17 protein-coding genes are annotated in these 16637 nt (G+C 71.4%); 5 read left to right on the top strand and 12 right to left on the bottom strand.

Annotated features, from left to right (window positions below; translation table 11 throughout):
- The first annotated feature begins 136 nt into the window (after positions 1–136).
- Positions 137–808, top strand: coding sequence for an endonuclease NucS (gene nucS, locus ACIBA9_RS11975; protein WP_399362004.1), 672 nt, complete (start codon positions 137–139; stop codon positions 806–808).
- Positions 809–1083: 275 nt separating this feature from the next.
- On the opposite strand, the gene ACIBA9_RS11970 is transcribed toward nucS, so the two are convergent.
- The 4 genes from ACIBA9_RS11970 to ACIBA9_RS11955 form a co-directional block, all read right to left on the bottom strand.
- Positions 1084–3471, bottom strand: a complete 2388-nt coding sequence (locus ACIBA9_RS11970; RefSeq protein ID WP_399362002.1) for an ATP-binding protein — start codon at positions 3469–3471, stop codon at positions 1084–1086.
- A gap of 272 nt (positions 3472–3743) precedes the next feature.
- On the bottom strand, positions 3744–4067 hold the full coding sequence (locus ACIBA9_RS11965) for an STAS domain-containing protein (protein ID WP_362163059.1): 324 nt from the start codon (positions 4065–4067) through the stop codon (positions 3744–3746).
- Positions 4068–4281: 214 nt separating this feature from the next.
- Entirely contained in the window at positions 4282–5130 is an 849-nt protein-coding gene (locus ACIBA9_RS11960; protein WP_393900212.1) for a 3-hydroxyacyl-CoA dehydrogenase family protein, read from the bottom strand.
- Positions 5131–5276: 146 nt separating this feature from the next.
- Positions 5277–5918 carry a TetR/AcrR family transcriptional regulator gene (locus tag ACIBA9_RS11955; protein ID WP_399361999.1) on the bottom strand — a complete coding sequence of 214 codons (642 nt, stop codon included), beginning with the start codon at positions 5916–5918 and terminating at the stop codon, positions 5277–5279.
- Between the two features lie 79 nt (positions 5919–5997).
- Here ACIBA9_RS11955 and ACIBA9_RS11950 point away from each other — a divergent pair, with 79 nt between their 5' ends.
- From ACIBA9_RS11950 to ACIBA9_RS11940, 3 genes are read left to right on the top strand one after another with little or no spacing between them, the layout of a single operon-like run.
- Positions 5998–6789 (top strand): ABC transporter ATP-binding protein, encoded by a 792-nt coding sequence (locus ACIBA9_RS11950; protein WP_399361997.1) that lies wholly within the window; start codon positions 5998–6000, stop codon positions 6787–6789.
- 29 nt (positions 6790–6818) lie between these two features.
- A complete protein-coding gene (locus ACIBA9_RS11945) occupies positions 6819–7568 on the top strand; it encodes an ABC transporter permease (RefSeq protein ID WP_399361995.1) in 750 nt (249 codons plus the stop codon).
- Positions 7569–7581: 13 nt separating this feature from the next.
- Positions 7582–8154: a cob(I)yrinic acid a,c-diamide adenosyltransferase gene (locus ACIBA9_RS11940; RefSeq protein WP_362163067.1), complete on the top strand. Its 573-nt coding sequence runs from the start codon at positions 7582–7584 to the stop codon at positions 8152–8154.
- A gap of 19 nt (positions 8155–8173) precedes the next feature.
- Here the strand turns inward: ACIBA9_RS11940 and ACIBA9_RS11935 are convergent, their stop codons facing one another.
- Genes ACIBA9_RS11935 through ACIBA9_RS11920 form a run of 4 tightly spaced genes read right to left on the bottom strand, consistent with a single transcriptional unit; the run spans position 8174 to position 11027 of the window.
- Positions 8174–8401 (bottom strand): hypothetical protein, encoded by a 228-nt coding sequence (locus tag ACIBA9_RS11935; RefSeq protein WP_399361993.1) that lies wholly within the window; start codon positions 8399–8401, stop codon positions 8174–8176.
- Positions 8401–8805 (bottom strand): hypothetical protein, encoded by a 405-nt coding sequence (locus ACIBA9_RS11930; protein WP_399361991.1) that lies wholly within the window; start codon positions 8803–8805, stop codon positions 8401–8403. The genes ACIBA9_RS11935 and ACIBA9_RS11930 overlap by 1 nt, the downstream gene beginning before the upstream one ends.
- Positions 8806–8862: 57 nt before the next feature.
- Complete coding sequence (locus ACIBA9_RS11925; RefSeq protein ID WP_399361989.1) at positions 8863–10326, bottom strand: ATP-binding protein; 1464 nt, start codon at positions 10324–10326, stop codon at positions 8863–8865.
- Positions 10323–11027 carry a response regulator transcription factor gene (locus ACIBA9_RS11920; RefSeq protein WP_399361987.1) on the bottom strand — a complete coding sequence of 235 codons (705 nt, stop codon included), beginning with the start codon at positions 11025–11027 and terminating at the stop codon, positions 10323–10325. The genes ACIBA9_RS11925 and ACIBA9_RS11920 overlap by 4 nt, the downstream gene beginning before the upstream one ends.
- Before the next feature lie 298 nt (positions 11028–11325).
- On the opposite strand from ACIBA9_RS11920, the gene ACIBA9_RS11915 reads away from it, so the two are divergent.
- On the top strand, positions 11326–13146 hold the full coding sequence (locus ACIBA9_RS11915; RefSeq protein ID WP_399361985.1) for a glycosyl hydrolase family 18 protein: 1821 nt from the start codon (positions 11326–11328) through the stop codon (positions 13144–13146).
- Between the two features lie 29 nt (positions 13147–13175).
- Here the strand turns inward: ACIBA9_RS11915 and ACIBA9_RS11910 are convergent, their stop codons facing one another.
- From ACIBA9_RS11910 to ACIBA9_RS11895, 4 genes are all read right to left on the bottom strand, one after another.
- Entirely contained in the window at positions 13176–13622 is a 447-nt protein-coding gene (locus tag ACIBA9_RS11910) for a DUF2550 domain-containing protein (protein WP_399361983.1), read from the bottom strand.
- A gap of 154 nt (positions 13623–13776) precedes the next feature.
- Positions 13777–14151 carry a F0F1 ATP synthase subunit epsilon gene (locus ACIBA9_RS11905; protein WP_362163079.1) on the bottom strand — a complete coding sequence of 125 codons (375 nt, stop codon included), beginning with the start codon at positions 14149–14151 and terminating at the stop codon, positions 13777–13779.
- 111 nt (positions 14152–14262) lie between these two features.
- Positions 14263–15699, bottom strand: coding sequence for a F0F1 ATP synthase subunit beta (atpD, locus tag ACIBA9_RS11900; RefSeq protein ID WP_399361981.1), 1437 nt, complete (start codon positions 15697–15699; stop codon positions 14263–14265).
- The gene (locus tag ACIBA9_RS11895; RefSeq protein WP_399361979.1) at positions 15699–16616 is read right to left on the bottom strand and encodes a F0F1 ATP synthase subunit gamma; all 918 of its coding nucleotides are present in this window, start codon (positions 16614–16616) and stop codon (positions 15699–15701) included. Before ACIBA9_RS11895 ends, atpD begins: the two co-directional genes overlap by 1 nt.
- Between the last annotated feature and the right edge of the window lie 21 nt (positions 16617–16637).

Below are 16637 nucleotides of genomic sequence, written 5' to 3'. Positions count from 1 at the left end.
CGTATATAGAACGGTCCCGTTACGCCCACAATCGGCCAGGGATGAACAAGAGTTTCCAGGGACAATTGGTGCGATCGGCAGGGAGCGGGACGGGCGGATCGCGCGCACCGACGGGCGTCGAGTAGCGTTGCCGACCATGCGTCTCGTCATTGCCCGGTGCTCGGTCGACTATGCCGGCCGGCTCACCGCCCACCTGCCCTCGGCGCCCCGCCTGATCCTGGTCAAGGCGGACGGCAGCGTCTCCATCCACGCCGACGACCGGGCCTACAAGCCCCTCAACTGGATGTCGCCGCCCTGCGCGCTGAAGGAGGGCGCGGGCGAGGACGAGGGTGTGTGGACGGTCGTCAACAAGGCGGGCGAGAAACTGATCATCACGATGGAGGAGATCCTCCACGACTCCTCGCACGAACTCGGCGTGGACCCGGGTCTGATCAAGGACGGCGTGGAAGCGCACCTCCAGGAACTGCTCGCCGACCGCATCGAGACGCTCGGCGACGGCTACACGCTGATCCGCCGCGAGTACATGACGGCGATCGGCCCGGTGGACATCCTCTGCCGGGACGCCGACGGCCAGACCGTCGCGGTCGAGATCAAGCGGCGGGGTGAGATCGACGGCGTGGAGCAACTCACGCGCTATCTGGAGCTGTTGAACCGCGACCCGCATCTCGCGCCGGTGCGCGGCGTCTTCGCGGCCCAGGAGATCAAGCCCCAGGCCCGCGTCCTCGCCACCGACCGCGGCATCAGCTGCACGATCCTGGACTACAACGCCCTCCGCGGCATCGAGGACGACAAACTCCGCCTCTTCTGACCCTCCCCGGCCCGGGCGCCGGGACGGCGGCGCCCCCGCGGGCCTCGGGACGGCCCGGCGCCGCCCGCCACCGATACAGCTAGCGTGCGCCGGGGTGGCGGGGCAGGCGGAGCGACCGCCCTTCTCCCGCCCCGCGGACGTCGAACACCCCTCGCGACGCCGCACACCCCGCTCCCCCGCCACCCCGGCACTGGGCCCGGGTGGCGGGAGCGGTGGTGTCCTGTGGGGGGCGGCCGGGCCGGATCGCCGTGCAGGCGAACCCCCGTCGTCCTCTTCTACGCGTCCGTCGGGGCGGAGGTGCCGGATGCCACCGGGCCGCTCGCGGAGTCCGTCGTGGACGGGGTGGACGAGCCCGTCGAGGACGGCGTCTGCGTGGGGGTGCCGGAGGGGGGCGGCGACGAGGACGGCGGGGGCGAGGTCGGCTCCTTGGTGGGGGACGGTGAACCCGGCTTCGTCGTCTCCGGCTTGGACGGCCTCGGTGACGTACTGCCGGGCCGTGGCCCCTTCGTCCACCCCGGTCCGGTGGACGGAGTCACCGTGATACGCGGTGCCGGGTCGTCGGTCGCGCCGTGGGCGCCGCCGGGGCCCGGTGCCGTGGTGCGGGCCGACGCCGTCCCGGTGTGGTCGCCGGCGGGCCGGCGCGGCGTCGTGCCCAGGCCGCCGTCGTCCGTGTCCTGGCTCTCCGACGGGTTGACGTCGACCTTGCCGGCCGGGTTGTCGCCCGCGTTCTCGTGGGACGTCATGCCGAGGGTGACGACCGTACCGAGCACGACGGCGAGCAGCGCGCCGGAGCCGGCCGCCACCAGGTTGCGCCGGGCCAGCCGCCTGAGCCCGCCGTACGGGGTGACAGCGGGGGCCCGCCGGGTGACCAGGGTGTCGCCGGGGAGGCCGGGGAGCGGCGGCACCGCGTCCTCGCGCCCCACCTCCGGCACGTCCTCGCCCTGCATGACCGCGCGTTCGGGCACCTCGCCCGAGCGGTCGGCGACCAGCGCCAGCGCCCGTCGGCCGGCCACGGTGCCCCGCTTGTCGGCGAGCGCCCCGCGCAGCCCGATGGAGGCCTCCAGCTCGGTGCGGGCCCGTTCGAACTGTCCGCAGCAGAGCGCGAGGACACCCAACTCGTGGTGGAAATAGGCCTGTTCGGATGTCTCACCGGCCGTGCGGGAAGCCTGCGAGCCGGAGCGCAGGGCCCGTTCCCAGGCGCTCCAGTGCAGCCCGGCGGCGAACGCGGGCGCCGCCGTCCGGGCGAGCCGTACGGCGGGGGCCTCCTCGCCCTCGGCGGCCGGGGACGTCTGCGGCACGGCGGCGGCGAGCGCGGCCAGCACCGCGTCGGCCTCCGCGCACACCCGCTCGGGTGTGACCGAGGGGTGGCCGGCCCACCAGGTGTAGTGCTGGGCGGCGGCGAGGGCCCGGGCCTCGGCGTCGTCGGCGAATCCGGCGGCCTCCAGCTGGGTCCGCACCCCGGCGGCGAGGCGGTATCGCGGGCCGACCGGGGAGATCAGTCCGCAGCCCGCCAGTTCGGCGAGGGCGGCGTCGGCGTGGGTGTCGCCGACAAGGGCCGGAAGGTGTGCCTGGTGGGGCAGTTCGCCGCCGAGGGCGACGGCGAAGCGCAGGGTGGCGCGGGCCCAGCCGCTGAGCCGGGAGGCGAGCAGCGGGGCGGGGGCCGCGGCCTCGCCGAGAGAGGGCAGCGGGATGTCCTCCTCCAGGTCGACGGGTATGTCCGCCGCCGGACGCAGGTCCTCGAAGACGCCGTACTCGTCCACCGCGCCGGTGCTGACCCGCTGTTCCTCGCGCTGCCGCAGCAGGGCGCCGGCCTGGACGAAGCGCAGCGGCAGCCCCTCGGACTCGAACCAGAGGTCGCCCGCCCAGTTGGCCTCCTCCTCGGTGAGGACACGGCCGATGGTCCGCTCCAGGATCTCCACGCCCGCGGCGCGGTCGAGGCCGCCGAGGAAGACCTCCTCGATCTCCGCCTCGGCGGACGGCGCGGGGACATCGGGGGTGGCACCGAGCAGATACGCGCACTCGGGGGTGGCGTCGAGCAGCTCGTCCAGGGCACCGCCGCCGAACTCGATGTCGTCCAGGACGACGACCGCGCCGATCTCCCCCAGCAAGGCGGCCATCTCGTCGGCGTCCGGGCGGTGCCGTGGGGCGTCGTAGACGATGTGGAAGAGGTCGGACGCGACCTCGTCGGCCGTGCGGTTGAAGCCGTTCAGACGGACCACGCCGTCGGGGGCGAGGTCCTGGCAGTCCTCGGCGACCAGGTCGAGGAGGGCGGTGCGGCCGGAGCCGCCGGGGCCGGTCAGCCGCACCGAGCGGCCCCGGGTCAGCAGCCGGACCAGGCGCTCGCGTTCGTCCTGGCGCTCCAGCAGGGAGTACACCGGCTGTGTGGGGCCGGGCGGCACCGGCGGGCGGGCGGCGCGTTCGGCGTCGGCGCGCTCGGCCGGGGTGCGCTTGCGTGGGCGGCCGGGCCGGTCGGCGGGCGGACAGGGCTCTATCTCGCTTCCGTCGACCGGGTTGACGGTCAGCAGCAGGTCGCCGCAGACGAGCTGTGCCGTACGGGCGGGCGCGGGCACGCTCGGGACGAAGTCGGAGGTGAGGGATTCCCGGGGCGGCCGGCGACTGTACGCCGGTCCGTGCTCCTCGGGTCCCGGGATGTTCGGGTCCATGGGTTCAAGCCCCCCAAAAGCGTTCGTGTGCCCGTGTCCGGCCCGTCCCGGCCTGCCGCACACCGCGCCGTCGCTTCCGATCCGGGCCCGCTCGGTCGAGGGCCCGCGAGGCGGCGGGCGACCGAACACTAAACCTTCGTTCAGTCTCTCCGACAGGGTGGGGTGCCGTGCGCTCCGAGAGGTCACGGTCTTGTGAGGATTGCCGGCGGCGCGCGCCGCGGCCGCCGCTCCCCCCTCTTCCCCGTCGCCCGGCGGGCACCGGGCCGGGGTTGTCACACCCTGGGCAGCGACTCCACGCCGATGCCGCCCTCGACGGCGAGGATGCGGTGCAGCCGGGTGGCGACCAGCAGGCGCTGCATCTGGGCGGGTACGTCGCGCAGCACCAGGCGGCGGCCGCAGCGGCCGGCCCGGCGGTGGGCGCCCATGATCACCCCGAGGCCGGTGGCGTCCCAGGAGTCCAGTGCGGACAGGTCGAGCACCAGGTCACCGACACCGTGGTCGACGGCCGCGTGCAGGGCCGTACGGGCGTCCGCCGCGCTGCGGACGTCGAGGCGGCCCCCGACGACCAGCTCGGCATGGTCGCCCCTGATATACATATGCGCTCCCCGTTGAGTGCGGTTGGCGTATTCCGTGACGGTGCTGTGCACCGTCTGACTGTGTGAGTGGCGGTGCGGTTGCTGCTTGTAAGCGAACCGATACCGAATTCACCCCCAGGGGTGATGCCCCCGGGGTGAATGTCCGGCGTACGTGCGTACGGCTGGGTTCCGCTCCCTCGTACCGACGGGTCCGGGTACGACGAAGCGATGCTTCTCAGTAGGTGTAGAAGCCCTGCCCGCTCTTGCGGCCGATGTCACCGGCGTCCACCATCCGGCGCATCAGCTCCGGCGGCGCGAACTTCTCGTCCTGGGACTCGGTGTAGATGTTGCCGGTCGCGTGCAGCAGGATGTCGACGCCGGTGAGGTCCGCGGTGGCGAGCGGTCCCATGGCGTGGCCGAAGCCCAGCTTGCAGGCGAGGTCGATGTCCTCGGCGGTCGCGACGCCCGACTCGTAGAGCTTGGTCGCCTCGACGACGAGGGCGGAGATCAGCCGGGTGGTGACGAAGCCGGCGACGTCCCGGTTGACGACGATGCAGGTCTTGCCGACGGACTCGGCGAACTCCCGGGCGGTGGCGAGGGTTTCGTCGCTGGTCTTGTAGCCGCGGACCAGCTCGACGAGCTGCATCATCGGCACCGGCGAGAAGAAGTGCACGCCGACGACCCGCTCGGGGTGCTCGGTGGCCGCCGCGATCTTGGTGATCGGGATGGCGGAGGTGTTGGAGGCGAGTACGGCGTCCTCGCGCACCAGCTTGTCGAGCGCGCGGAAGATCTCGTGCTTGACCTCCAGCTTCTCGAAGACGGCCTCGACGACGATGTCGGCGTCGGCGGCCGCGTCCAGATCGGTGGTCGCGGTGATCCGGCCCAGGGCGGCCTCGGCGGCGTCCGCCGCCAGCTTGCCCTTGCTCACGAACTTGTCGTACGAGGCCTTGATGCCGTCCGTGCCACGCCTCAGCGCCTCGTCGGTGACGTCACGCAGGACGACGTCCCAGCCCGCCTGCGCGGCGACCTGGGCGATACCGGACCCCATGAGACCGGCCCCGATGACAGCGAGCTTCCGTGCCACTCCGACTCCCTAGAACGCTCTCCAAGTCTGTTTCTCCGGCGGACCCTAGCGCTCCGGCGGTGCCGTGTGAGCGGTAAGTAACGCGTGTCACGGTCTCAGGGCGTGAGACACCGGTCACGTCTTGTCGCGGCGGTCCCGTCACGCGCTCAGGGCGTGGCACGCACGGCGTAGTTGAGGACCCGCTCGCTCAACAGGTCCTCGATTTGGTCGAGGAGGGCGAGCACCTCTCGTGACACTTCGCCCGGTTCGCGGCCCTTGACCATCTCGCGCCCGATGACGGCGGTGACCGTGCTGTGCACCCAGCCGATCTGACCCGCCATCAGATGAGGCAGTTCGTCATCCTCGGCCGCGCCGGTCTCCTCGCGCAGGACCTGTTCCAGGTTGGCCTGCACCTCCTGGGCGATCGCCCACAGCCGGGAGCGCAGCGCGGGCGCCTCCTCGATGACCTTCATGAAGTCCGCGTACCCGGGCAGCAGGCCGACCCGGGGGGAGACGGCCGCGACCTCCTCGCGCAATTCACGCAAAACCGCCGCGGCGGCCGACTCGCCCTCGGGCCTGCCGCGGACCCAGCGCGCGAGCCGGTCGGTGATGCCGGCCGAGCGGTCGAAGAAGAGGTCCTCCTTGGCCGGGAAATAGTTGTAGACGGTGTTGACGGAGACGTTGGCGGCCTCGGCGATCTCGGCGACGGTCACCGCCTCGAAGCCGCGCTCCAGGAACAGTCCCGTGGCGACGTCCGAGATGTACTGCCGGGTCTGCCGCTTCTTGCGCTCCCTGAGCCCCTCTGCCATGCCCGCATCCTAACTTCGCTGGGTACGCACAAAACTTGGAGTCATTGCAAAATTGCAGGGACTCTGTTTTTCTGGGGGCATGCCAGCAGCAGTCATCAGCGCGGCGGGCCTCGCCCGCACCTTTCCCACCAAGGCCGGGCCCGTCGAGGCCGTCAGATGCGTCGACCTCACCGTGCGGGAGGGCGAGATCCTCGGCTTCCTCGGGCCCAACGGCGCCGGCAAGACGACCACCCTGCGGATGCTCACCACCCTGCTCCGACCCACAGGCGGCGCCGCCACCGTCGCCGGACACGACCTGGCGACCGATCCGGCCGGGGTGCGCCGGACGATCGGCTACGTCGCCCAGTCGGGCGGGGTCGATCCGCGGATCACCGTGCGGGAGGAACTGGTCACCCAGGGCCGGCTGTACCGCCTGACGAGGACCGAGGCGGCGCGGCGGGCCGCGGAACTCGCCCGCGAGCTGGATCTGACCGGGCTGCTCGACCGCAGGACCGGCGCCCTCTCCGGTGGCCAGCGGCGCCGGCTGGACATCGCGATGGCGCTCACCCACCGCCCGAAGGTGCTCTTCCTCGACGAGCCGACCACCGGCCTGGACCCCGGCAGCCGCGCCGACCTGTGGGACCTGGTCCGCCGGCTGCGCGACACAGACGGCACCACCGTCTTCCTGACCACCCACTACCTGGACGAGGCCGACGCCCTGGCCGACCGCCTGGTGATCGTGGACCGGGGCGTGGTCGCCGCCGAGGGCACACCGGCCGCGCTCAAGCTGGAGTACGGCGGCTCGGCAGACGCCACGCTGCAGGACACCTTCCTCGCCGTCACCGGCCGCGCCCCCGCCCCGGCGGCCGGCACCGCACCCCTCGCCGTATGACGGCCCCGATCCGTACAGGACCCCCGCACATGCTTCTTCACGACACGGCCCTCGTCTACGGCCGTTACGCGCGCCAGTCCCTGCGTTCCCGCTTCGCCCTGCTCTTCGGGGTACTGACCCCCCTGCTGTACCTGGTCTTCTTCGGCCCGCTGCTCACCCGGCTGCCGCTGGGCGGTACGGGCAGCTCCTGGCAACTGCTCGTCCCCGGGCTGCTGCTGCAACTCGGCCTGTTCGGCGCGCTGTTCGCCGGCTTTGCGGTCATCATGGAGAACGGGCAGGGGGTGCTGGAGCGGATGCGGGTGACGCCGGTGAGCCGGCTCGCCCTGCTGCTGGGCCGGGTGCTGCGCGACGCCACGGTCTTCGTCTTCCAGGCGGTGCTGCTGGTGCTGGCCGCGCTGGTGATGGGGCTGCGCGCACCGCTCGCGGGCATCCTGATCGGCTTCGCCTTCGTCGCGCTGCTCACGCTCTCGCTGGCCTCGCTGTCGTACGCGCTGGGGATGAAGGTCCGCACCCCGCAGGAGTTCGGCCCGCTGATCAACGCGGTGTCGATGCCGTCGATGCTGCTGTCCGGCCTGATGCTGCCGATGTCCCTCGCCCCGGGCTGGCTGGACCTGCTCTCGCACTTCATGCCGTTCCGCTATCTGGTGGACGCGGTGCGCGACGCCTACGTCGGGCAGTACACCAGCACACACATGCTCTACGGCGTCCTCGTCGCCGTGGGTTTCGCGGCACTCGCCGTGACAGTGGGCACACGGGTCTTCCGCACCGCCGGGGCGTAACTACGCTGGTCGCATGGTCAATCTGACGCGCATCTACACCAGGACCGGCGACAAGGGCACCACCAGCCTCGGGGACATGAGCCGGGTGCCCAAGACGGACCTCAGGATCTCCGCGTACGCGGACGCCAACGAGGCCAACGCGGTGATCGGCACCGCGATCGCGCTGGGCGACCTGGACCCGGAGGTCGTCCAGGTCCTCACCCGCGTCCAGAACGACCTGTTCGACGTGGGCGCGGACCTGTCGACGCCGGTGGTGGAGGATCCGCGGTTCCCGCCGCTGAGGGTCGAGCAGTTCTACATCGACAAGCTGGAGGCGGACTGCGACCGCTTCAACGAGCGGCTGGAGAAACTGCGCTCCTTCATCCTCCCGGCCGGCACCCCGGGCGCGGCCCTCCTGCACCAGGCGTGCACGGTGGTACGCCGTGCCGAGCGCTCCACCTGGTCGGCGCTGGAGGCCCACGGCGAGACGATGAACCCGCTCACCGCGACCTACCTCAACCGCCTCTCCGACCTGCTGTTCATCCTGGCCCGCAACGCGAACAAGGAGACCGGGGACGTCCTGTGGGTGCCGGGCGGCGAGCGCTGAACGCGGCCCGCCACCCCGCTCACCGATCCGCCGCGCCGGTCGCGTCCCGGTCCGCGGCGGCCGCCGCGGACTCGGCCGCGTCGACCTTCCTCTTCATCTCCGCGTACCCCGAGGGCGTGCCGGAAGGCGCCGTCGAGGCACCGGATGCCGGATGCGAGGAGGCGCCGTCCTGGTGGGCGCAGCCCGTGACCAGGGCCGCGAGGACGGCGGCCGCCGCGAGCGCGGGCACCGGCCGCCGGGTTCGCATCAGCTCGCCGCCTTCCCGCCGTCGTGGTCCTGGCACCACGTCTTGACGGCGGTCAGATCCTTCTGCCGCTGCCGCAGATCGGTGCGCAGGGACTCGCGGGTGGTCAGCCGGTTCTGCAGGTAGGTGGCGATCTCGGTGTGCCCCGCCTTCTTCGCGTTGTCGACGCGCTTTCGCAGCCGAGCCACCGAGCCGCGCGTGCCCGCCTTGGCGTCCAGTCGCCTCAGGGCCCGTTCGATACGCCGGTCGATCTTCGGTACCCGCTTGCAGAGCGCCTTCGCCCCGTCCCCGGCCGGCGCGGCCGAGGGCGTGCCGGCGTCCGCGGCCGCCGTCCCCGCCGTGCCCGCCAGGACGGCCGTCGCGGCGAGCCCCGCGAGCAGTGTCCGCGTGTGTCGTCGTATGTGCATCTGCCTCTCCGTTCACTTCCCCGACGGCCACGGCCGGCCGTCCGTCGCGACGACAGGCTAGGGAAGCTCTTTGGGGAAACTCTGTGACCGGTTCGCCCCGGCCGTGCCGATCAGCCAGTTCCGCCGGCCGGGCGGGCCGCCGCCGTCCGAGGGCAGCCGTACCTCGAAGCGGGCTCCCACGCCGTCCGGGCCGTCCAGCACGGTGACGCTGCCCCGGTGCAGCGCCGTCTGCTGGGCGACGAGGGTGAGGCCGAGCCCTGAGCCCGCGCTGTCCGGGCCGCGCCGGAACCGCTCGAAGACGCGCCCGCGGGCCTCGGGGGGCACACCGGGTCCGTGATCGTCGACGGTGATCAGCAGCTGGCCCGGCAGACCGCGCACCCCCACCCGCACCCTGGCCCGGCCCCCGCTGTCGCGGCCATGGGCGAGCGCGTTGCCGACCAGGTTGTCCAGCAGCATCCGCAGCCCGGGCTCCCAGCCGTGCACGGTGAGCCCGGGCGTGGCGTCCAGGCGGACGTCGGCGTCCGGTGCGCCGCGGCGCGCCTCGGCGACGGCGGCCTCGGCCACCTCGGACAGGTCGACGGTCCGCAGGGCGTCGGCCTCCACCAGGTCGCCGCGCCCCAGCTCGCGGAGCATCACCAACAGGCCGAGCAGCCGGGCGTGTTCGCGCAGCAGATCGGTGACGACCTCGGCACGGTCCGGTTCGGGCAGAGTGGGGTGGCCGGCGAGGATGTCGAGATTGGTGCCCATGCTCATCAGCGGCGTGCGCAGTTCGTGCGCGGCGGCCGAGGAGAAGGAGCGGGCGGTCTCCAACGCCTCGGCGGTGCGGGCGGCCTGTTCGTCGTACCGGGCGAGGACGGTCCGTACGGTCGCCGCCAGCTCGTCGACCTCCGTCACCCCGGTGCGCCGGTGGTCGAGCCGGGCACTGCTGGCGCGCGGGTCGAGGCCCGCGGTACGCCGCGTCAGCCGCCGCAGCGGGGCGCTCGCACCGGCGGCCAGGCCCCAGGCGAGCAGACCGGACAGGGGCGCGGCGAGCAGCGCGGTGAACGCCACCCGGCGCCGCACGAGTCCGAGTTGGGAACGGTCGGCGGTGTCGGTGGCGAAGACCCACAGCGTGCCGGACGCGGTGGCGCCCCGCACCGGCCGGGCAAGGGCGCGCCAGCTCCGGCCGCCGTCGCGGACGGTGACCGGTCCGTCGGTGGGGGCGGGCAGGACCGCCGAGCGGCCGGGCTGGGGCCCGCCGCTGAAGTCGGCGTCCGGTCCGACGACCCGTACGCCGACGTCGAGGGCCGCGCTGAACAGCCGCCGTTCCCTGGTGTCGGCGGCCTTGGGACGGCCGTTCGCCGAGGCCCGCAGCAGGGACCGGGCGTCCGGGGCGAGGGCCGTGGCCCGCTGCCTGAGGTGCTGGTCCTCGGCGCGGTGCAGGTCGCGGGCGACCAGGTGCAGCAGCAGCCAGCCGGAGGCCAGGACCAGCAGCGGGACGGTGCAGCCGACGGTGAGGCCGACGCGGGTGGAGAGTCTCACCGGGCGCCCCGTGCTTCCCGGAGCACGAAACCGACCCCGCGTACCGTGTGGACCAGCCGGCCGCTCCCGTCCGCCTCCAGCTTGCGCCGCAGATAGCTGACGAAGGTGTCGACGGCGTCGGTACGCACGTCGAAGTCGTAGCCCCAAACCCGCTCCAGCAGCTGGTCTCGGGTGAGCACCAGCCCCGCGTTGCGGGCGAGCACCTCCAGCAGTTCGAACTCGCGGCGGGTCAGCTCCAGCGGGCGGCCGTCCAGCTCGGCGGTACGGGCCGCCGGATCGATCACCAGTCCCGCGACCCGCAGCACTTCCCGGCCGGCCGGGGGCCGACGGCGCAGCAGGGCGTGCAGCCGCAGCACCAGTTCCCGCAGCGCGAACGGTTTGACCAGGTAGTCATCGCCGCCCGCCTGGAGTCCGGCGATACGGTCGGCGGTCTCGTCGAGCGCGGAGAGCATGAGCACCGGCAGGTCGCTGCCCGCGCCCCGGAGCCGCGCGCACAGCTCGATACCGCTCATCCCCGGCATCGACACGTCCAGCACGAGGACGTCCGGCGAGGCACCCTCGATCAGATCGAGCGCTTCGGCACCGCCGGCCGCGGTCCGCACCGCGAAGCCGTTCAGCCTCAGTCCGCGCTCCAGGGAGCGGCGGATCGCGGCGTCGTCGTCCACGACCAGGACCGTGCCGGAGCCTGTCACGTCACCCATGCGCCCTCCTCGTCGCCGGTCAGGGTACGACCCCTCGTTCGACGAGGGTCGCGCGGGCGGCGGGTGGAGGGCGCGGGGCACGGTGAAGACGCACGTCAGCCGTCCACCGGTCCCGCCGGAACGGCGCAGCAGGGACCAAGCCGCCGTACCGGCACTGGAGTTGGGGGTCCCGAGGGGAGCGGGAGCAACTGGTCCAGACCTATTGACCTGTGGTCCAGACCTTTCTACTCTCGCAGCACTGACGGGCGTGGAGGCTCAGTCATGCCCGTGACACCCCCGATGAAGAGGGAGGCGCAGCATGCGTTTCAGACACAGAGCCGCGGCAGGGTTCGCGACCCTGTTGCTCCCCCTGGCCGGCCTGGTCGGCCTCGCGAGCCCCGCCCAGGCCGCGGCCAACGCGACGGCCGGCTTCACCAAGACCAGCGACTGGGGAACCGGCTTCGGCGGCCAGTGGACCATCAAGAACACCGGCAGCTCCAGCATCAGTTCCTGGACCGTCGAGTGGGACTTCCCCTCCGGTACGTCCGTCAGCTCGGCGTGGGACGCGGACGTCACCAGCTCGGGCAACCACTGGACCGCCAAGAACAAGTCCTACAACGGCACCCTCGCCCCCGGCGCCTCGGTCTCCTTCGGCTTCAACGGCGCGGGCCCCGGCTCGCCGTCCAACTGCAAGCTGAACGGCGACAGCTGCGACGGCACGACCGTCCCCGGTGACGCGGCGCCCTCCGCCCCCGGCACCCCGACCGCCTCCGGCGTCACCGACACCTCGGTGAAGCTCGCCTGGGGCGCGGCCACCGACGACAAGGGCATCAAGAACTACGACGTCCTGCGCGACGGCAAGGTCGTCTCCACGGTGACGACGACGTCGTACACCGACACCGGCCTGACCGCCGGCACCGACTACTCCTACACCGTGCAGGCCCGGGACACCGCCAACCAGACCGGCCCGGTCAGCGGCGCGGTCGCCGTGCACACCACCGGCGGCGGCACCACTCCCCCGCCCACCGGTGACAAGGTCAAGCTCGGCTACTTCACCGAGTGGGGCATCTACGGCCGCAACTACAACGTCAAGAACCTGGTGACGTCCGGCTCCGCGTCGAAGATCACGCACATCAACTACGCCTTCGGCAACGTGACGAACGGCCAGTGCGCGATCGGCGACTCCTACGCCGACTACGACAAGGCGTTCACCGCCGACCAGTCCGTCAGCGGCGTCGCCGACACCTGGGACCAGCCGCTGCGCGGCAACTTCAACCAGTTGCGCGAGCTGAAGGCCAAGTACCCCGGCCTCAAGGTGCTGTGGTCCTTCGGCGGCTGGACCTGGTCCGGCGGCTTCGCACAGGCGGCGGCCAACCCCACCGCCTTCGCCCAGTCCTGCTACAACCTGGTCGAGGACCCGCGCTGGGCCGATGTCTTCGACGGCATCGACATCGACTGGGAGTACCCGAACGCCTGCGGGCTGACCTGCGACACCAGTGGCGCGGCCGCCTTCAAGAACGTGATGGCCGCCCTGCGCGCCAAGTTCGGCTCCGGCAACCTGGTCACCGCGGCCACCACGGCCGACGGCTCGGCCGGCGGCAAGATCGAGGCCGCCGACTACGCGGGCGCCGCCCAGTACGTCGACTGGTACAACGTGATGACGTACGACTTCTTCGGCGCCTGGGACGCCAAGGGCCCGACCGCCCCGCACTCCCCGCTGAACTCGTACAGCGGCATCCCGAAGGACGGCTTCACCACCGCCGACGCGCTGGCCAAGTACAAGGCGGTCGGCGTCCCCGCCAAGAAGCTGCTGATCGGCATCGGCTTCTACGGCCGCGGCTGGACCGGCGTCACCCAGGACGCCCCGGGCGGCACGGCCACGGGCCCGGCGGCGGGCACCTACGAGCAGGGCATCGAGGACTACAAGGTCCTGAAGTCGTCCTGCCCGGCCACCGGCACCGTCGCCGGCACGGCCTACGCGCACTGCGGCAGCAACTGGTGGTCCTACGACACCCCGGCCACCATCGCGAGCAAGATGGCCTGGGCCAAGAGCCAGGGCCTCGGCGGAGCGTTCTTCTGGGAGTTCAGCGGTGACACCACCAACGGTGAACTGGTGAGCGCCATCAGCAACAACCTGTAACAAGCTGCGGAAATCTCCGCAGTACGGCGCTAAGCCACATTGACGCGCTGACCGGGCGGGGCTGCCTCCAGCCACGCGAGGAATCCGGTCAGCGCGTCTTCGCTCATGGCGAGTTCGAGGCTCGTACCCCGGTGCACACAGGCCAGGACCACCGCGTCGGAGAGCAGCGCCAGCTCCTCCTCGCCCTCGGGCAGCCGGCGGCCGGCCACCTCGATCTGCGCACGCTCCAGCACCCGGCGGGGGCGGTAGGCGTAGGAGAAGACGCGGTACCACTCGATGCGGTCGCCGTTGTAGCGGGCGACGCCGTAGCTCCAGCCCTTGCCGCCGCCGTCGGCTTTCCCGGCCGTGTCCCAGCGCAGGGAACAGTCGAAGGTCCCGCCGGAACGCTGGATCAGTCTGCGCCGCAGCCCGAACAGGAACAGTCCCACCACCACGAGCGCGACCACGATCCCGCACACAGTCAGAGCGAGGACCATCGGCACCGACCTCCTCGTCTCCTAGGTAGGGGAACTGCTTCTGCGACTGAGTAATGAAACGGAAAAAACACCCACATCTACCTCAGCCGCGACCGGCACCGGATTACTCCGGGCCGGCCGCGGCTGAGTGACGTCAACGTACAGGGCGACTGGGTCAGCGCCCCGTCGCCGCACGGAGACGGACGTCCGCGCGGCGCTCGGCGGCGGCGTCGCCCTCCGCCTTCGCACGCTCCAGCTCCCGCTCCGTGCGCTGGACATCGATCTCGTCCGACAGCTCCGCGATCTCCGCCAGCAGCGACAGCTTGTCGTCCGCGAACGAGATGAAACCGCCGTGCACCGCGGCGACGACCGTTCCACCATCACTCGTACGGATGGTCACCGGGCCCGACTCCAGCACACCGAGCAGCGGCTGGTGACCGGGCATGACGCCGATGTCGCCGGACGTGGTACGCGCCACGACCAGGGTGGCCTCGCCGGACCAGACCTGGCGGTCGGCGGCGACCAGCTCGACGTGCAGCTCAGCAGCCAAGGGTGGCTCCTCGGGTCACCACCCGGCGGTAGTGCCGGGTGTTGGGGTCAATTCTAAGGGGCGTGGCTGAGGGGGCGGGACGCGGCCCGCCCCCTCAGCCGAGCACGAGGCTCAGGAGACGCCCAGCTCCTTGGCGTTGGCCTTGAGGTCCTCAATGCCACCGCACATGAAGAACGCCTGCTCCGGGAAGTGGTCGTACTCGCCGTCGATGATCGCGTTGAAGGCCGCGATCGACTCGTCCAGCGGGACGTCCGACCCGTCGACGCCGGTGAACTGCTTGGCGACGTGGGTGTTCTGGGACAGGAAGCGCTCCACACGACGGGCCCGGTGGACGACGAGCTTGTCCTCTTCGCCCAGCTCGTCGATACCGAGGATCGCGATGATGTCCTGGAGGTCCTTGTACTTCTGCAGTACCGACTTCACCCGCATGGCCGCGTTGTAGTGGTCCGCGGCGATGTAGCGCGGGTCCAGGATGCGGGACGTGGAGTCCAGCGGGTCCACGGCCGGGTAGATGCCCTTCTCCGAGATCGGACGGGAGAGCACCGTCGTCGCGTCGAGGTGGGCGAAGGTGGTGGCCGGGGCCGGGTCGGTCAGGTCGTCCGCGGGGACGTAGATCGCCTGCATCGAGGTGATCGAGTGACCACGGGTCGAGGTGATGCGCTCCTGGAGGAGACCCATCTCGTCGGCCAGGTTCGGCTGGTAGCCCACCGCGGAGGGCATACGGCCGAGCAGCGTGGAGACCTCGGAACCGGCCTGCGTGAAGCGGAAGATGTTGTCGATGAAGAACAGCACGTCCTGCTTCTGGACGTCACGGAAGTACTCGGCCATGGTGAGGCCGGCCAGCGCGACGCGCAGACGGGTGCCCGGGGGCTCGTCCATCTGACCGAAGACCAGCGCGGTCTTGTCGATGACGCCCGAGTCCGACATCTCCTCGATGAGGTCGTTGCCCTCACGGGTGCGCTCACCGACACCGGCGAACACGGAGACACCGTCGTGGTTGTTGGCGACGCGGTAGATCATCTCCTGGATGAGCACCGTCTTGCCGACGCCGGCACCACCGAACAGACCGATCTTGCCGCCCTTGACGTACGGGGTCAGCAGGTCGATGACCTTGACGCCGGTCTCGAACATCTCGGTCTTCGACTCGAGCTCGTCGAAGTTCGGCGCCTTGCGGTGGATGCCCCAGCGCTCACCGGTGTACTGCTCGTCGACGTTCAGCACCTCACCGAGGGTGTTGAACACCTTGCCCTTGGTGAAGTCGCCGACTGGCACCGTGATGGAGTTGCCGGTGTCGGTGACCGCGGCCTGGCGGACCAGACCGTCGGTGGGCTGCATGGAGATGGTGCGGACCAGGCCGTCACCCAGGTGCTGGGCGACCTCCAGGGTCAGCGTCTTCTTCTCGCCGGCGTTGGCCGGGTCGGCCACCTCGACGTGCAGCGCGTTGTAGATGTCCGGCATCGCGTCGACGGGGAACTCCACGTCGACGACCGGGCCGATGACCCGGGCGACGCGGCCCGTAGCCGTCGCGGTCTCAACAGTGGTGGTCATTAGCGGTCACTCCCCGCGGTCGCGTCGGCCAAGGCGCTGGCGCCACCGACGATCTCGCTGATTTCCTGGGTGATTTCGGCCTGGCGGGCCGCATTGGCAAGACGGGAGAGCGTGTTGATCAGCTCGCCCGCGTTGTCGGTGGCCGACTTCATCGCGCGCCGCGTGGCGGCGTGCTTCGAAGCGGCCGACTGGAGCAGCGCGTTGTAGATCCGGCTCTCGACATAGCGCGGCAGCAGGGCGTCGAGGACGTCCTCCGCCGACGGCTCGAAGTCGTACAGCGGGAGGATCTCGCCCTTGGGCGAGGCCTCCTCGGCGACCTCTTCGAGCCGCAGCGGCAGCAGCCGGGCGTCGAGCGCGGTCTGCGTCATCATCGAGACGAACTCGGTGTAGACGATGTGGAGCTCGTCCACGCCGCCGTCCGCCGTCTCCTTCTCGATGGCCTCGATCAGAGGCGCCGCGACCTTCTTGGCGTCCGCGTACGACGGCTCGTCGGTGAAGCCCGTCCACGACTCCGAGATCTTGCGCTCGCGGAAGTTGTAGTGGGCGACACCGCGCCGGCCGACGATGAACGTTTCGACCTGCTTGCCCTCGCGCTCCAGGCGCGCGGTCAGCTGCTCCGCGGCCTTGATGGAGTTGGAGTTGAAGGCACCGGCCAGACCGCGGTCGCTCGTGAGGAGCAGGACCGCGGCACGGGCCGGGTTCTCCGCCTCCGTGGTGAGCGGGTGCTTGGTGTTCGAACCCGTGCCGACCGCCGTGACCGCACGCGTGAGCTCGGTCGCGTACGGCGTGGAGGCCGCCACCTTGCGCTGCGCCTTGACGACACGCGAGGCGGCGATCATCTCCATCGCCTTGGTGATCTTCTTGGTCGCGGTGACGGATCGGATGCGACGCTTGTAGACCCGGAGCTGGGCTCCCATGAGTCAGGTCCCTTCCTTACG

Origin of the sequence: Streptomyces sp. NPDC051452, from assembly GCF_044454765.1 — a bacterium.
GTDB lineage: Bacteria > Actinomycetota > Actinomycetes > Streptomycetales > Streptomycetaceae > Streptomyces.
Note: the sequence above shows the minus strand (reverse complement) of the source record. Positions and strands in the feature narration are given on the sequence as shown.

Bases quoted from the DNA above. Each gene is read 5' to 3' on its own strand.
- nucS (WP_399362004.1), top strand. From the start codon at position 137: ATGCGTCTCGTCATTGCCCGGTGCTCGGTCGACTATGCCGGCCGGCTC.
- ACIBA9_RS11970 (WP_399362002.1), bottom strand. From the start codon at position 3,471: ATGGACCCGAACATCCCGGGACCCGAGGAGCACGGACCGGCGTACAGT.
- ACIBA9_RS11965 (WP_362163059.1), bottom strand. From the start codon at position 4,067: ATGTATATCAGGGGCGACCATGCCGAGCTGGTCGTCGGGGGCCGCCTC.
- ACIBA9_RS11955 (WP_399361999.1), bottom strand. From the start codon at position 5,918: ATGGCAGAGGGGCTCAGGGAGCGCAAGAAGCGGCAGACCCGGCAGTAC.
- ACIBA9_RS11950 (WP_399361997.1), top strand. From the start codon at position 5,998: ATGCCAGCAGCAGTCATCAGCGCGGCGGGCCTCGCCCGCACCTTTCCC.
- ACIBA9_RS11945 (WP_399361995.1), top strand. From the start codon at position 6,819: ATGCTTCTTCACGACACGGCCCTCGTCTACGGCCGTTACGCGCGCCAG.
- ACIBA9_RS11940 (WP_362163067.1), top strand. From the start codon at position 7,582: ATGGTCAATCTGACGCGCATCTACACCAGGACCGGCGACAAGGGCACC.
- ACIBA9_RS11935 (WP_399361993.1), bottom strand. From the start codon at position 8,401: ATGCGAACCCGGCGGCCGGTGCCCGCGCTCGCGGCGGCCGCCGTCCTC.
- ACIBA9_RS11930 (WP_399361991.1), bottom strand. From the start codon at position 8,805: ATGCACATACGACGACACACGCGGACACTGCTCGCGGGGCTCGCCGCG.
- ACIBA9_RS11920 (WP_399361987.1), bottom strand. From the start codon at position 11,027: ATGGGTGACGTGACAGGCTCCGGCACGGTCCTGGTCGTGGACGACGAC.
- ACIBA9_RS11915 (WP_399361985.1), top strand. From the start codon at position 11,326: ATGCGTTTCAGACACAGAGCCGCGGCAGGGTTCGCGACCCTGTTGCTC.
- ACIBA9_RS11910 (WP_399361983.1), bottom strand. From the start codon at position 13,622: ATGGTCCTCGCTCTGACTGTGTGCGGGATCGTGGTCGCGCTCGTGGTG.
- atpD (WP_399361981.1), bottom strand. From the start codon at position 15,699: ATGACCACCACTGTTGAGACCGCGACGGCTACGGGCCGCGTCGCCCGG.
- ACIBA9_RS11895 (WP_399361979.1), bottom strand. From the start codon at position 16,616: ATGGGAGCCCAGCTCCGGGTCTACAAGCGTCGCATCCGATCCGTCACC.